This is a genomic window from Vibrio sp. 99K-1, from assembly GCF_013114585.1.
Lineage (GTDB): Bacteria > Pseudomonadota > Gammaproteobacteria > Enterobacterales > Vibrionaceae > Vibrio > Vibrio chagasii_B.
The window spans coordinates 32,107-47,367 of record NZ_VTXF01000026.1; the positions used below are offsets into that span (position 1 = coordinate 32,107).

15 protein-coding genes are annotated in these 15,261 nt (G+C 45.0%); all 15 read left to right on the top strand.

The genetic code is table 11. The annotated features are described in order from the left end of the window. Positions 1-456 precede the first annotated feature (456 nt). Positions 457-2,352 (top strand): tRNA uridine-5-carboxymethylaminomethyl(34) synthesis enzyme MnmG, encoded by a 1,896-nt coding sequence (mnmG, locus tag F0228_RS19100; protein ID WP_171731208.1) that lies wholly within the window; start codon positions 457-459, stop codon positions 2,350-2,352. Then, a complete protein-coding gene (gene rsmG / locus F0228_RS19105; protein ID WP_004739283.1) occupies positions 2,352-2,984 on the top strand; it encodes a 16S rRNA (guanine(527)-N(7))-methyltransferase RsmG in 633 nt (210 codons plus the stop codon). The genes mnmG and rsmG overlap by 1 nt, the downstream gene beginning before the upstream one ends. A 14-nt stretch (positions 2,985-2,998) precedes the next feature. Continuing rightward, positions 2,999-3,772: a ParA family protein gene (locus F0228_RS19110; protein WP_026084427.1), complete on the top strand. Its 774-nt coding sequence runs from the start codon at positions 2,999-3,001 to the stop codon at positions 3,770-3,772. A gap of 23 nt (positions 3,773-3,795) precedes the next feature. Continuing rightward, entirely contained in the window at positions 3,796-4,677 is an 882-nt protein-coding gene (locus tag F0228_RS19115; protein ID WP_061033953.1) for a ParB/RepB/Spo0J family partition protein, read from the top strand. Positions 4,678-4,868: 191 nt separating this feature from the next. Further along, positions 4,869-5,258 (top strand): F0F1 ATP synthase subunit I, encoded by a 390-nt coding sequence (locus F0228_RS19120; protein WP_008221392.1) that lies wholly within the window; start codon positions 4,869-4,871, stop codon positions 5,256-5,258. Between the two features lie 8 nt (positions 5,259-5,266). Beyond that, positions 5,267-6,064, top strand: a complete 798-nt coding sequence (atpB, locus tag F0228_RS19125) for a F0F1 ATP synthase subunit A (protein ID WP_004739289.1) — start codon at positions 5,267-5,269, stop codon at positions 6,062-6,064. Between the two features lie 51 nt (positions 6,065-6,115). After that, positions 6,116-6,373 (top strand): F0F1 ATP synthase subunit C, encoded by a 258-nt coding sequence (gene atpE / locus F0228_RS19130; RefSeq protein ID WP_004411110.1) that lies wholly within the window; start codon positions 6,116-6,118, stop codon positions 6,371-6,373. Positions 6,374-6,432: 59 nt separating this feature from the next. Continuing rightward, entirely contained in the window at positions 6,433-6,903 is a 471-nt protein-coding gene (gene atpF / locus F0228_RS19135; RefSeq protein ID WP_032498590.1) for a F0F1 ATP synthase subunit B, read from the top strand. 15 nt (positions 6,904-6,918) lie between these two features. Further along, positions 6,919-7,452, top strand: a complete 534-nt coding sequence (atpH, locus tag F0228_RS19140) for a F0F1 ATP synthase subunit delta (RefSeq protein WP_004739291.1) — start codon at positions 6,919-6,921, stop codon at positions 7,450-7,452. A gap of 13 nt (positions 7,453-7,465) precedes the next feature. Beyond that, positions 7,466-9,007, top strand: a complete 1,542-nt coding sequence (atpA, locus tag F0228_RS19145) for a F0F1 ATP synthase subunit alpha (RefSeq protein WP_008221384.1) — start codon at positions 7,466-7,468, stop codon at positions 9,005-9,007. 48 nt (positions 9,008-9,055) lie between these two features. Further along, positions 9,056-9,922: a F0F1 ATP synthase subunit gamma gene (gene atpG / locus F0228_RS19150; RefSeq protein WP_008221382.1), complete on the top strand. Its 867-nt coding sequence runs from the start codon at positions 9,056-9,058 to the stop codon at positions 9,920-9,922. Positions 9,923-9,973: 51 nt separating this feature from the next. After that, positions 9,974-11,377: a F0F1 ATP synthase subunit beta gene (gene atpD, locus F0228_RS19155; RefSeq protein WP_008221380.1), complete on the top strand. Its 1,404-nt coding sequence runs from the start codon at positions 9,974-9,976 to the stop codon at positions 11,375-11,377. Between the two features lie 18 nt (positions 11,378-11,395). After that, positions 11,396-11,818: a F0F1 ATP synthase subunit epsilon gene (locus tag F0228_RS19160; RefSeq protein ID WP_004739296.1), complete on the top strand. Its 423-nt coding sequence runs from the start codon at positions 11,396-11,398 to the stop codon at positions 11,816-11,818. A gap of 182 nt (positions 11,819-12,000) precedes the next feature. Further along, entirely contained in the window at positions 12,001-13,359 is a 1,359-nt protein-coding gene (gene glmU / locus F0228_RS19165; RefSeq protein ID WP_008221377.1) for a bifunctional UDP-N-acetylglucosamine diphosphorylase/glucosamine-1-phosphate N-acetyltransferase GlmU, read from the top strand. A 221-nt stretch (positions 13,360-13,580) separates the two neighbouring features. Beyond that, entirely contained in the window at positions 13,581-15,200 is a 1,620-nt protein-coding gene (locus F0228_RS19170; protein ID WP_171762653.1) for a sensor domain-containing diguanylate cyclase, read from the top strand. Positions 15,201-15,261: the final 61 nt, after the last annotated feature.

Sequence of the window (15,261 nt, forward strand, 5' to 3'; positions counted from 1 at the left end):
TTTGCCGCTTTTTTTATGCCTGAATATCGAGATTGTGAATAACTTTTTTGAGTAAAAGCCGAAAAATAACCATTTATTTTCAAGATCTGCTGTGGATAAGATCATACATATTCGGTGATTAACCTATAGTTATCCAAATAATAAGTTTTATGCCTATTTCCCCCTGTGAATAAGTAGCCATTTTGATCCCAGCTAATCCTCATCCTGATCAAAGTTAGATCACATCATTTGATCCAAAAAAGATCCATGATCTCGTTGATTATTTTCGACTTATCCACAGCCACCTTCGATCCTAATAATAGATCCAATAAAAGATCTCTTTAAAGATCTTATCTATATTAATTAAAAACAGCTTATTCGAAAAATTCCAAAAACGTTTTCTCAAGCTATGAAAACAGGTAGAATATCGCTCCTTTTTATCAGTCTAGAAAACGTTTGAATACCTGAGGTCGGTTCATGCTTTATCACGAAAAATTTGACGTCATCGTTGTTGGTGGTGGCCATGCAGGAACGGAAGCCGCACTCGCATCTGCACGTACTGGTCAAAGTACGTTATTACTTACTCACAATATCGATACATTGGGACAAATGTCCTGCAACCCAGCTATCGGTGGTATTGGTAAGGGCCACTTGGTAAAAGAGGTCGATGCTATGGGTGGTTTAATGGCGCAAGCTATTGATCATGCAGGTATTCAATTCAGAACATTAAACGCATCAAAAGGCCCTGCGGTTCGTGCAACTCGCGCTCAAGCAGACCGTGCACTCTACAAAGCCTTTGTTCGTAATGTCCTTGAAAACACGCCAAACCTAACCTTGTTCCAGCAATCGGTTGATGACCTGATCGTTGAACAGGATCAAGTGGTCGGTGTGGTCACTCAAATGGGCCTTAAGTTCCGTGCCGATGCTGTGGTACTGACGGTAGGGACATTCCTCGGCGGTAAGATCCATATTGGTATGGAAAGCTCTTCTGGTGGTCGTGCTGGCGATCCACCATCGATCGCTTTGGCTGACCGACTTCGTGATCTTCCATTTCGAGTTGATCGCCTGAAAACAGGTACACCTCCTCGTATCGATGCGCGCAGTGTTGATTTTTCTGAACTTGAGGTTCAGCACGGTGATAACCCAACACCGGTTTTCTCATTCATGGGCAGCCGAGCACAACAGCCGCGCCAAATCCCATGTTACATCACGCATACCAATGAAAATACGCACGATGTGATTCGTGCCAACCTTGACCGCAGCCCGATGTACGCTGGCGTGATTGAGGGTATTGGTCCTCGCTACTGTCCTTCGATTGAAGACAAAGTGATGCGTTTTGCTGATAAAAACAGCCACCAAATTTTTATTGAACCTGAAGGCCTAACGACACATGAGTTATACCCGAATGGTATCTCTACTAGTCTGCCTTTTGATGTACAGGTTCAAATAGTTCGCTCAATGAAGGGGTTCGAAAATGCTCACATCGTGCGTCCTGGCTACGCAATTGAGTATGATTTCTTTGATCCTCGCGACCTAAAACTGACTTACGAAACTAAGTTTATTAAAGGCTTGTTCTTTGCTGGTCAAATTAACGGTACTACCGGTTATGAAGAAGCGGCAGCACAAGGTCTCATGGCTGGCTTAAACGCAAGCTTATTCACTCAAGGCAAAGAGGGCTGGAGCCCACGTCGTGACCAAGCTTACATGGGCGTTCTTATCGATGACCTATCAACTATGGGCACCAAAGAACCGTACCGTATGTTTACGTCTCGTGCGGAATACCGTCTGTTGCTTCGTGAAGACAACGCCGATATCCGTCTGACAGAAAAATCTCGTGAACTTGGTTTGGTTGATGATGCGCGTTGGGCTCGATTCAACGAGAAGATGGACAACATGGAGAAAGAGCGTCAGCGTCTGAAAGAGACTTGGATTAATCCAAAATCTGAAGATATTGGCGCGCTGAACCAGATCCTAAAAACACCAATGTCTCGTGAAGCGAGCGGCGAAGATCTTCTGCGTCGTCCAGAAATGACTTATTCACAGCTGACGGCTCTGGATCGTTTTTCTCCAGCACTGGAAGATCAACAAGCGGCTGAGCAAGTTGAGATCCAAGTGAAGTACGAAGGCTACATTCAGCGTCAACAAGACGAAATTGAAAAATCACTGCGTCATGAAAACACCAAACTGCCTGCTGATATTGATTACAGCCAGGTAAAAGGGCTTTCTAACGAAGTAGTTCTAAAACTAACTAACGCTAAACCGGATTCAATTGGTATTGCTTCTCGTATTTCGGGTATTACACCTGCGGCAATTTCAATCCTACTGGTTTACTTGAAAAAACACGGCCTGTTGAAAAAGGGTGAGGAAGCATAATGAGCGTATTACGCGAAAAACTGGATCACCTGATTGGCCAGACTGACCTAGAAGTATCTGAAAAACAACGTAGCCAGCTAGTTGGCTATGTTGAGTTACTCAACAAATGGAACAAGGCTTACAATCTGACTTCGGTTCGTGACCCATTAGAAATGATGGTGAAACATATCTTAGATAGCATCATTGTTAGCACTCACTTACAGGGTAAGCGCTTTATCGATGTGGGAACCGGACCTGGCTTACCTGGGATTCCGCTCTCAATCATGAATCCAGACTGCGAGTTTTACTTGCTAGATAGCTTAGGTAAGCGTATTCGTTTTATTAAGCAGGTGGTTCACGAGTTGGGAATCGACAACGTCGTGCCGGTCCAAAGCCGTGTTGAAGAGTTTCAACCTGAAGAAAAGTTTGATGCAGTGCTCAGTCGCGCATTTGCGTCAATGACAGACATGGTAGAGTGGTGTCACCATTTACCTAAAGAGCAATCCGGTGTATTTTTGGCTCTTAAGGGACAACATCCTAGAGATGAAATCGACCTGTTACCTGAATGGTGTTCAGTGACAGACATCAAAGCTTTGCGAGTACCAGAGCTTGATGGAGAGCGTCATCTAGTAACTTTATCGCGTCAGGGATAATCAGCGAGGCCATAGTGGGTAGAATCGTAGCAATTGCCAACCAGAAGGGCGGCGTAGGAAAAACAACAACTTGCATTAACTTAGCAGCATCAATGGCGGCGACAAAGCGCAAGATATTGGTTGTTGACCTCGATCCTCAAGGTAATGCCACTATGGCGAGCGGTGTCGACAAATATCAGGTTGAAGCAACTGCTTACGATTTGTTGGTTGAAGACACCCCATTTGATGAGGTAGTTTGTCGAAGTACATCTGGCAATTATGACCTCATCGCCGCTAACGGTGATGTTACTGCGGCAGAAATCAAGCTGATGGAAGTGTTTGCGCGTGAAGTTCGCCTTAAGAATGCACTCGCATCCATTCGCGATAATTATGATTTCATCTTTATTGATTGCCCACCTTCTCTAAACCTTCTTACAATTAACGCGATGGCTGCAGCCGATTCCGTGTTAGTTCCAATGCAATGTGAATACTTTGCACTTGAAGGTTTGACTGCGTTGATGGATACCATCAGTAAGCTCGCAGCGGTCGTTAACGAGAACCTGAAGATCGAAGGTCTTCTGCGTACTATGTATGATCCGCGTAACCGCTTATCGAACGAAGTATCTGATCAACTCAAAAAGCACTTCGGTAGCAAGGTTTACCGAACTGTGATCCCTCGAAATGTACGTTTAGCTGAAGCGCCGAGTCACGGCAAGCCTGCAATGTACTACGACAAATATTCCGCTGGTGCCAAAGCATATCTTGCTCTCGCAGGCGAAATGTTGCGTCGTGAAGAAGTCCCAGTATAGGTCTAATCAAAGGAATTCGCTCAATGTCTAAGCGTGGTTTAGGAAAAGGGTTAGATGCACTGCTTGCAACTAGCTCGTTGGCTCGTGAAAAACAGCAAGTTGCTTCTCATAGTCAGGCGTTATCGGCTGATGGAGAGCTCACTGAGTTGGCTGTTGGTTGCTTGAAACCAGGGGTATATCAACCGCGTAAAGATATTGCGCCAGAAGCGCTAGAAGAGCTGGCGGCTTCAATTCAATCTCAAGGCATCATCCAGCCAATCGTTGTACGTCCATTAGCGCAAGATCAGTATGAGATTATTGCGGGTGAGCGTCGTTGGAGAGCGGCTCGTCAAGCGGGCCTTAAGCAAGTGCCATGTCTTATCAAGCGAGTGGAAGACAAAGCCGCGATTGCGATGGCGTTAATCGAGAATATTCAGCGTGAAGACCTGAATGTTATCGAAGAAGCACAAGCGCTAGAGCGCTTACAGAATGAATTTGAACTGACGCATCAGCAAGTTGCTGATGTGATTGGTAAATCGAGAGCAACGGTTAGTAACTTATTACGTCTAAATCAGCTCGAAAATGAAGTAAAAGGTTTAGTTTCCAACAAACAACTGGAAATGGGGCATGCTCGAGCACTGCTTGCGCTTGAAGGTGATACCCAGGTTGAGGCAGCGAACACTGCGGCGACCAAAAACATGACCGTGCGTCAAACTGAACAACTTGTTAAAAAGTGTTTAAAACCAGACGTTGAACCAGAATCGAAGCCTGAAGACACAGAAGCTATCGAACTTTCACGAAGACTCACGGAAAAATTGCAAGCAAACGTTTCAGTTACTCGTTCTGTTAGCGGTAAGTCAAAAGTGACGATTACTCTTGATGAGCCTCACAAATTAGAGCAACTTATTGCTAAATTAGAGTACTAAATGAGATAATTGATTTAGGTCAATTATGTAATAAACAAGTAATTTCGTACAAAAGTTGTCGGTTTGTATGCAAAAATGTAAATGATTGCAGCGTTCTTATTGCAATCAATTTGGCTGAACGTATAATTTTCGCCAATTTCTCAGCACGCTTTTGAGCGAGTGGTAAAGTGGGCTTAAAGAGGAACGAATACATGGTAGCGGCGTTAGCAAGACCAGGACGAGTGCTTGCAAAGCAAATGTTATTGATCGAGCTTAGCGCGGTTATATTAGTGGCGATAGGGTTAGGTTTAGCTGTTAATCCTGACTGGGGTTTTGCTGCATTAATCGGTGGCGGCATTTTTGTCATCGCGAATGTAGTTTTTTGTGTGTGTGCTTTCCTATTTTGTGGAGCTCGTGCGACTAAGTTAGTTGCGGCGTCGTTCTATGCTGGCGAAGCGCTAAAAATCCTAATCACAGTTCTACTATTCTCTATTGTCTACATGTATATGCAGGTGGAGTTAATCCCCCTCAAACTGACCTATTTACTGGTTCTTGGTATTAATATCTTTGCGCCAGTGCTTTTCATTAACAATAAGAAATAGGACGAGTTATGGCTGCGGCAACAGCATCCGGATACATTGAACACCACTTACAGAATCTATCTTTAGCTAAGTTAGGTTTTGTAGAGGAGACAAGTTTCTGGAACGTACATATAGACAGTCTGTTTTTTTCGGTGTTGACAGGGATGTTATTCCTTTGGGTTTTTCGCTCAGTCGCTAAGAAAGCAACAGTAGGTGTACCTGGTAAGCTTCAGTGTTTTGTAGAAATGGTAGTGGAATTCGTTGGCGACAACGTTAAGGAAACTTTCCATGGCCGCAACCCGCTGATTGCCCCATTAGCACTGACTATATTCTGCTGGATTATTTTAATGAACTTGATGGACTTAGTGCCAATCGATTTCTTACCATATCCTGCAGAGCATTGGTTAGGCATCCCTTACTTGAAAGTGGTTCCTACAGCTGATGTAAATATAACTATGGCAATGGCTCTAGGTGTTTTTGCTCTGATGATCTACTACAGCATCAAAGTAAAAGGCTTGGGCGGATTTGCTAAAGAATTGGCACTGCATCCATTTAATCACCCAATCATGATTCCATTTAACTTGGTACTTGAGGTAATTTCGCTTCTGGCGAAGCCACTATCTCTAGGTATGCGTTTATTTGGTAATATGTTTGCGGGTGAGGTGGTGTTTATTCTTATCGCGGCAATGCTACCGTGGTACTTACAATGGGTAGGTGCACTACCTTGGGCTATCTTCCATATCTTGGTTATTTTGATTCAAGCATTTGTTTTCATGATGTTGACAATTGTTTACTTATCAATGGCTCATGAAGATAGTGATCACTAAAAAAAATTTTTAAGCTTTATTCTAACTATTAATGTTAATCGGAGAACGTAAATGGAAACTGTACTAAGTTTTTCAGCAATCGCTGTTGCTATTATTGTTGGTCTTTGTGCCGTAGGTACTGCAATTGGTTTTGCTATTCTTGGTGGTAAATTCCTAGAAGGCGCTGCGCGTCAACCTGAAATGGCTCCTATGCTACAAGTTAAGATGTTCATCATCGCTGGTCTACTGGATGCTGTTCCAATGATCGGTATCGTAATCGCACTACTATTCACGTTTGCTAACCCATTTGTTGGTCAACTAGCAGGCTAATTAACTCTTCAATAGTTAATTAAATTTTTGTAGTTGATTCTTAACGAGGGGTAGCTGTTGTGAATATGAACGCAACTCTGCTAGGTCAAGCAATTGCTTTTTCACTGTTTGTTTGGTTCTGCATGAAATATGTATGGCCACCAATCATGCAAGCAATTGAAGAGCGTCAGAAGAAAATTGCTGACGGTCTAGTAGCCGCTGAGCGCGCTGCTAAAGACTTGAACCTGGCACAAGCCAACGCTTCTGAGCAAATGAAAGAAGCAAAGCGCACTGCAACTGAGGTTATTGAACAGGCAAACAAACGTAAAGCTCAAATTATTGATGAAGCTCGCGAAGAAGCTCAGGCAGAACGCCAGAAAATCTTAGCGCAAGCGGAAGCAGAACTTGAAGCTGAGCGCACACGTGCCCGTGATGACCTGCGCAAACAAGTCGCAACTCTGGCTATAGCTGGTGCTGAGAAGATCCTTGAGCGTACGATCGATAAAGACGTACACAAAGACCTTCTTGACAACATTACTGCAAAACTTTAAAGCAAGGGGCTGTATATGTCTGATTTGACAACAATCGCACGCCCCTATGCTAAAGCAGCTTTTGACTTTGCGGTAGAGAAAGGTGAGCTTGACCAATGGAGTCAAATGCTCTCTTTTGCTGCCGAAGTGGCACAAAACAATGATATCCACAATCTACTAAGCAGTTCTCTAACTGCTGAAAAATTAGCGGAAGTATTCATTGCAGTTTGTGGCGAACAATTTGATGAATTCGGCCAGAACTTGATTAAAGTGATGGCAGAGAATGGCCGCTTAATGGCTTTTCCTGATGTTTGCAAAGAGTTCTTATTGCTCAAACAAGAGCACGAGAAAGAGATCGACGTTGAAGTAACTTCAGCGGTTGAACTTTCTGAAGAACAACGCGCAGATATCAGCAGCAAATTGGAACAGCGCCTAGCGCGCAAAGTACAGCTGAATTGCAGTATAGATGAGACTCTGCTTAGCGGAGTTATTATTCGAGCCGGAGACCTAGTCATCGATAACTCAGCGCGTGGTCGACTAGACCGCCTGAGCGATGCATTGCAGTCTTAATGGGGATTGGAGCATGCAACTTAATTCCACTGAAATTAGCGATCTAATTAAACAACGTATTGAATCTTTCGACGTTGTTAGTGAAGCTCGCAATGAAGGTACTATCGTTTCGGTAAGCGATGGCATCCTTAGCATTCACGGCCTAGCGGACGTGATGCAAGGTGAAATGATTGAACTACCGGGTGGCCGTTACGCGCTAGCACTTAACTTGAACCGTGATTCGGTTGGTGCTGTTGTAATGGGCCCATATGCTGACCTACAGGAAGGCATGAAAGTTACAGGTACTGGCCGCATTCTTGAAGTGCCAGTAGGTCCAGAACTACTTGGTCGTGTTGTAAACACACTAGGTGAGCCAATTGATGGCAAAGGTCCTATCGAAGCGAAACTGACTTCGCCTGTAGAAGTAATTGCACCAGGTGTAATCGACCGTAAATCGGTAGATCAACCTGTACAAACTGGTTACAAGTCTGTTGACTCAATGATCCCAATCGGTCGTGGTCAACGTGAACTAGTAATCGGTGACCGTCAAACTGGTAAAACAGCGATGGCGATCGATGCGATTATTAACCAAAAAGATTCAGGTATTTTCTCTATCTACGTAGCAATCGGTCAGAAAGCATCGACTATCGCTAACGTAGTTCGCAAACTAGAAGAGCACGGCGCGCTAGCTAACACTATCGTTGTTGTTGCATCAGCTTCTGAATCTGCAGCGCTACAATACCTAGCGCCATACGCAGGTTGTGCGATGGGTGAATACTTCCGTGATCGCGGTGAAGATGCACTGATTGTTTATGATGATCTATCTAAGCAAGCAGTAGCTTACCGTCAGATCTCGCTACTACTTAAGCGTCCACCAGGTCGTGAAGCGTTCCCAGGTGATGTTTTCTACCTTCACTCTCGTCTACTAGAGCGTGCTGCTCGTGTAAGCGAACACTACGTAGAAACATTCACTAACGGTGAAGTGAAAGGCAAGACTGGTTCTTTAACTGCTCTTCCTATCATCGAAACGCAAGCTGGTGACGTATCTGCATTCGTACCGACGAACGTAATCTCGATTACCGATGGTCAGATCTTCCTACAAACTGAGCTATTCAACGCGGGCGTACGTCCAGCTGTTGACCCAGGTATCTCAGTATCTCGTGTAGGTGGTTCAGCGCAGACTAAAATCATCAAGAAGCTATCTGGCGGTATCCGTACAGCTCTAGCACAGTACCGTGAACTTGCGGCATTCGCACAGTTCTCGTCTGACCTTGATGAAGCGACTAAGAAGCAGCTAGACCATGGTCAAAAAGTTACAGAGCTAATGAAGCAGAAGCAATACGCTCCTATGTCTGTATTTGACCAAGCACTTGTAATCTTCGCTGCAGAGCGTGGTTACCTTCAAGACGTAGAGCTTGCTAAGCTTCTAGACTTTGAAGCTGCTTTACTATCGTTTGCTCGCGGTCAATATGGCGATCTAGCTACACAGATCGACACAACGGGTGCTTACAACAATGATATCGAAGCTGAGCTGAAGAAGCTTGTTGACGATTTCAAAGCAACCCAGACCTGGTAATTGGTGGGTGGCCTTCGGGTCACCTCATACCATTAACGGAGAGTAACGATGGCCGGCGCAAAAGAGATACGTAATAAAATCGGTAGTGTTAAAAGCACACAGAAGATTACGAAAGCAATGGAAATGGTAGCAGCTTCAAAAATGCGTCGTTCTCAAGACGCAATGGAAGCTACTCGTCCATATGCAGAAACAATGCGTAAAGTGATCGGTCATTTGGCTAACGGTAGCCTTGAGTATAAGCATCCTTATCTTGAGGAACGTGAAGCCAAACGTGTTGGTTACATCATCGTTTCTACAGACCGTGGTCTTTGTGGTGGTTTGAACATTAACTTGTTCAAGAAAGCCATGAACGACATGAAAGATTGGTCTGAGAAAGGTGCTGACGTTGAACTGGCAATTATCGGTTCAAAAGCAACAGCATTTTTCAACAACAGCGGCGCGAAAGTAGCAGCTCAAGTTTCTGGCCTAGGCGATAGCCCAAGCCTTGAAGACTTAATCGGCTCTGTAAGCGTAATGCTAAAGAAATATGATGAAGGTGAATTGGATCGCCTGTTCGTAGTGTTCAACAAGTTTGAAAACACTATGGTACAAGAACCAACGATCGATCAATTACTTCCTTTGCCTAAATCAGATAGCGAAGATATGCAGCGCGATCATGCTTGGGACTACATTTATGAGCCTGAGCCAAAACCACTACTAGATGCACTATTGGTTCGTTACGTCGAATCTCAAGTGTACCAAGGTGTGGTAGAGAACCTTGCTTGTGAGCAAGCGGCTCGAATGATTGCAATGAAAGCTGCAACCGACAACGCTAGCGACCTAATCGATGATTTAGAGCTTGTGTACAACAAGGCGCGTCAAGCGGCTATTACACAAGAACTTTCTGAAATCGTTTCAGGCGCAGCAGCGGTTTAATCGCTTATTCGTTTTAAGCTTAGGTAAAACTAAATAGTTAGAGGATTAACGATGGCTACAGGTAAGATCGTACAGATCATCGGTGCGGTAGTCGACGTAGAGTTCCCACAGGGCGAAGTACCTCGTGTATACGATGCTCTGAATGTTAATGAAGTGAAAGAGCGTCTAGTTCTTGAAGTTCAGCAACAACTTGGCGGTGGCGTAGTTCGCGCAATCGTAATGGGTAGCTCTGATGGTTTACGTCGTGGTTTGACAGTTGAAAATACTGGCGCTCCAATCTCAGTACCAGTAGGTACTAAGACCTTAGGTCGTATCATGAACGTTCTAGGTGACGCGATTGATGAGTGTGGTGAAATCGGTGCAGAAGAGCACTACGCAATTCACCGTGAAGCTCCAAGCTACGAAGAACAGTCTAACGAGACAGCTCTTCTAGAGACGGGTGTTAAGGTAATCGACTTGGTTTGTCCATTCGCTAAGGGTGGTAAAATCGGTCTATTCGGTGGTGCAGGTGTAGGTAAGACCGTTAACATGATGGAACTTATCAACAACATCGCACTTCAACACTCTGGCCTATCTGTATTTGCAGGTGTAGGTGAGCGTACTCGTGAAGGTAACGATTTCTACTTTGAAATGCAGGAAGCAGGCGTTGTAAACGTTGAAAACCCTGAAGAATCTAAAGTAGCGATGGTTTACGGTCAGATGAACGAGCCACCAGGTAACCGTCTACGTGTTGCACTGACTGGTCTAACAATGGCTGAGCGTTTCCGTGACGAAGGTCGTGACGTTCTACTATTCGTAGATAACATCTACCGTTACACGCTTGCAGGTACTGAGGTATCAGCACTTCTAGGCCGTATGCCTTCTGCGGTAGGTTACCAACCTACTCTTGCAGAAGAAATGGGTGTTCTACAAGAGCGTATTACGTCAACTAAGCAAGGTTCTATCACGTCTGTACAGGCGGTATACGTACCTGCGGATGACTTGACTGACCCGTCTCCAGCAACAACGTTCGCGCACTTGGATGCAACGGTTGTACTTAACCGTAACATCGCAGCTATGGGTCTATACCCAGCGATCGACCCGCTAGATTCTACATCTCGCCAACTGGATCCATTGGTAGTTGGACAAGAGCACTACGACATCGCTCGTGGCGTTCAGTCTACACTTCAGCGCTATAAAGAGCTGAAAGATATCATTGCTATCCTAGGTATGGACGAGCTATCTGAAGAAGATAAGCAGGTAGTATCTCGTGCTCGTAAGATTGAGAAGTTCCTTACTCAGCCTTACCACGTAGCGGAAGTATTTACTGGTGACCCAGGTGTTTACGTACCTCTAAAAGAGACTCTACGTGGCTTCCAAGGTCTACTATCTGGTGAATACGATGACATTCCAGAGCAAGCGTTTATGTACTGCGGTACTATCGACGAAGCTATTGAGAATGCTAAGAAGCTATAAGGCTAACTAGGAGGCGATATGGCAGCAATAACCTTTCACCTAGACGTAGTAAGTGCAGAGAAAAAGCTTTTCTCTGGTCTTGTTGAGACGTTTCAGGTGACCGGTAGTGAGGGTGAACTTGGTATTTTCCATGGTCATACTCCACTGCTGACCGCTATCAAGCCTGGTATGGTGCGTATTGTTAAGCAGCACGGCCACGAAGAAATCATTTATGTTTCTGGTGGTATGGTAGAAGTTCAGCCTGGTACAGCGACTGTACTGGCTGATACAGCTATCCGTGGTGAAGAACTAGACGCAGCAAAGGCGGAAGAAGCTAAGCGCAAGGCTGTGGAGAATATCCAAAATCAGCATGGCGACATAGACTTCGCACAAGCGGCCGGTGAACTGGCTAAAGCCATTGCTCAGTTACGAGTTATCGAACTGACAAAACAGCGCCGCTAATCTTTTATAAGATTATTGGTTCTGAGCTAAAGGCGACCTAAGGGTCGCCTTTTTGTTTTTTGCGCTCTCATAAACGCTCTCTATACGTATACCTAACGTTTAAATGGTTATTACGATTTAAGTTTTTGCCTCAAAACGGTTACAATATCAGCTTAATAAAAATTACGTCGGATAGGTTTACAATGAAGTTTAGCGCGGTAATTCTTGCAGCGGGCAAAGGTACTCGCATGTACTCAAACACACCAAAGGTTCTGCACACTCTTGCGGGCAAACCAATGGTGAAGCATGTGATCGATACCTGTAATGGTCTAGGCGCTCAAAATATCCACTTGGTTTATGGTCATGGTGGTGATCAGATGAAGGCTACTTTGGCTGAGGAATCGGTAAATTGGGCACTGCAAGCAGAGCAGTTAGGTACAGGCCACGCGGTTGATCAGGCATCAGCGCACTTTGCTGATGATGAGAAAGTCCTGGTGCTTTACGGTGATGTTCCGCTTATCTCGCCTGAAACCATTGAAAACCTATTAGACGCTCAACCAAATGGTGGCATCGCACTACTCACGGTTGTGCTGGATAACCCAATGGGTTACGGCCGTATCATTCGTCGCAATGGTCCAGTAGTGGCGATCGTTGAACAAAAAGATGCAACGGATGAGCAGAAGCTTATCAAAGAGATCAACACCGGCGTGATGGTTGCGACAGGTGGCGATCTGAAGCGTTGGTTGTCAGGTCTAAGCAATGACAACGCGCAAGGTGAATACTATCTAACTGACGTGATTGCTGCAGCTCACGATGAAGGTCGTGCGGTAGAAGCGGTACACCCTGTAAGCCCAATTGAAGTTGAAGGCGTGAACGATCGCTCTCAACTTGCTCGTTTAGAGCGTGCTTACCAAGCAGAACAAGCTGACAAACTATTGAAGCAGGGCGTTATGCTACGCGACCCTAGTCGCTTTGATCTACGTGGCGAACTACAATGTGGTATGGACGTTGAGATCGACACCAACGTTATTATTGAAGGCAGTGTAAGCATTGGTGATAACGTGGTTATCGGTACTGGCTGTGTACTAAAAGACTGCGAAATTGATGACAACACCGTTATTCGCCCATACAGCGTAATTGAAGGTGCGACTGTTGGTGAAGACTGCACAGTTGGTCCATTTACTCGCCTACGTCCAGGCGCTGACATGCGCAATGATTCGCATGTTGGTAACTTTGTTGAAGTGAAGAACACTCGTCTTGGTGAAGGCTCTAAAGCGAACCACCTTACTTACTTAGGTGACGCAGAGATTGGTCAGCGTGTTAACGTGGGTGCAGGTGCCATTACTTGTAACTACGATGGTGCGAATAAGTTTAAGACCATCATTGGCGATGACGTATTCGTTGGCTCTGATAGCCAATTAATCGCGCCTGTTACTATCGGTAATGGTGCGACAGTGGGTGCTGGTTCTACGGTAACACGTGACGTTTCTGAGAACGAACTGGTTATCAGCCGTGCTAAAGAGCGCAAAATTGCGGACTGGCAGCGCCCAAAGAAGAAGTAATCTTCTAACACCTAAAGTTTGATTCTTGTGAAAGCCAGCAACTTACGTTGCTGGCTTTTTTGTCATCACTGACTGACAAAAAAATAATCTATTTCCTAATTGTATTTTGTAGGACGATTGTTAATAATCGGGTTGTTGTTCTGTAAATTGAAAGTGTGCGCAAGATGAAGCTCGTCGATAAAAAGTGGCAAACTTTGCCGATCATTATTTTATCTTTTTCAATGCTGGTGGGCCTGTATGGTTTTTACATCACTTTGGAAAAGTTAGTGGTAGAGAACGAACGTAACCATCTCGTCTCATTGATGTCTGACGTTGTTTATGAGATCCGTGAAGATAGTAGCCTATTTACTGCTGGAGTGGATGTGGATGATTACATTGGCAATCTTACTCAAGCCAGTACGCGATTGAGAATCCAGGTTATTACGCCTGATGGTGTGGTGATTGGTGATACAGACCTTTCTGATCATGCATTGGCGAGTGTTGAGAACCACAGCAATCGTCCTGAGTTTCAACAAGCTTTAAAAAACGGCCTTGGTAGTGACGTGCGCTTTAGTACCGTTACCTCCGTTGATCGTATCTATTACTCGCATAAAGAGTCGATGAACGGTAGCAGTTTCGTTATCGTAATCTCTTCACCAATGCATCAACTTAAGCAGATGAACTTCCAACTAATGGGTATTCTGATCGGGATGGTTGTATTGAGCTTGAGCTTTTTGATTGGCACTTCGTATGTGAGTAACCGTCAGATCGTGCACAAGGTTGAAGAAGAGCAGAAGAAGCAAGATGAGCGTATTCGCCAAAGAACCCATGAGATTGAGTTGATGCACCGTTTGGCCAACATGCTTGCAGCGTGTAATAACATGGTGGAAGCTCAGCAGATCGTTTCAGATATCTTGCCGCGAATTCTTGGTAAGGTGAACGGCAGCGTTTCACTGATGCGAGCATCACGAAATCAATTAATTACCCAGCTAGATTGGGGAGACGCTTGGCCCGGAAGTACGAGCTTTGCACCTGAAGAGTGTTGGTCACTGCGTAAGGGGCGAGCACATCAATCAAATGATGACTTCCATTCGTTAACTTGTGGGCACATGCACGAGATGGAAAACAATCAAACCCTTTGTATCCCATTGACCGCGCATGGCAATACCATAGGCATCATGCACCTCTATTTCGGTCAAGGTCATATCGAGATTGACCCCATCACCGAGCAATTGGCTTTCAGTGTGTCAGAACACCTAGGCTTGGCGCTGGCTAACTTGAGCCTGCAAGAGAAGCTTCGCTCACAAGCATTGAGCGATCCACTGACAGGACTATTCAACCGTCGCTTCTTCGAGCAGAAGTTGGAAGAGCACTCAATGAACTCAGCCACCAGCGAGCAGCCACTGTCTTTGCTGATGCTCGATTTGGATCACTTCAAACGCTTCAATGATAACTTTGGTCATGATGCAGGTGATTTCGTGTTGAAAGAGATTAGCGCGCTACTCAAACAAAGTGTCAGTGAAGATGAGATAGCTTGTCGCTTAGGTGGTGAAGAGTTGGCGGTGCTGCTTCCACATTACACTATGCAGCAAGCGACCGAGTTCGGACAAACCTTGTGTGATGCAGTTCGTTCTATGCACCTAGAACACAAAGGACTTTCTTTAGGTCAGTTGGGTGTATCGATCGGTGTTGCTACGTATCCTAAGCCTGCCTCCGATACCGAATCTCTGGTGAAGATGGCGGACAACGCGCTGTACATGGCGAAAGACATGGGACGCAGTCGAGTGGTTAATTATGATGAATACAGCCGCCATAAGGCGCCTGCGTTAGAAGTTGTTGATGGAGAAGCGGCTACGCATTAACTCTAGTGAGTACAAAATTCAGATGTAAAAAGAGCGAGTTACCTCGCTCTTTTTAGTTTTT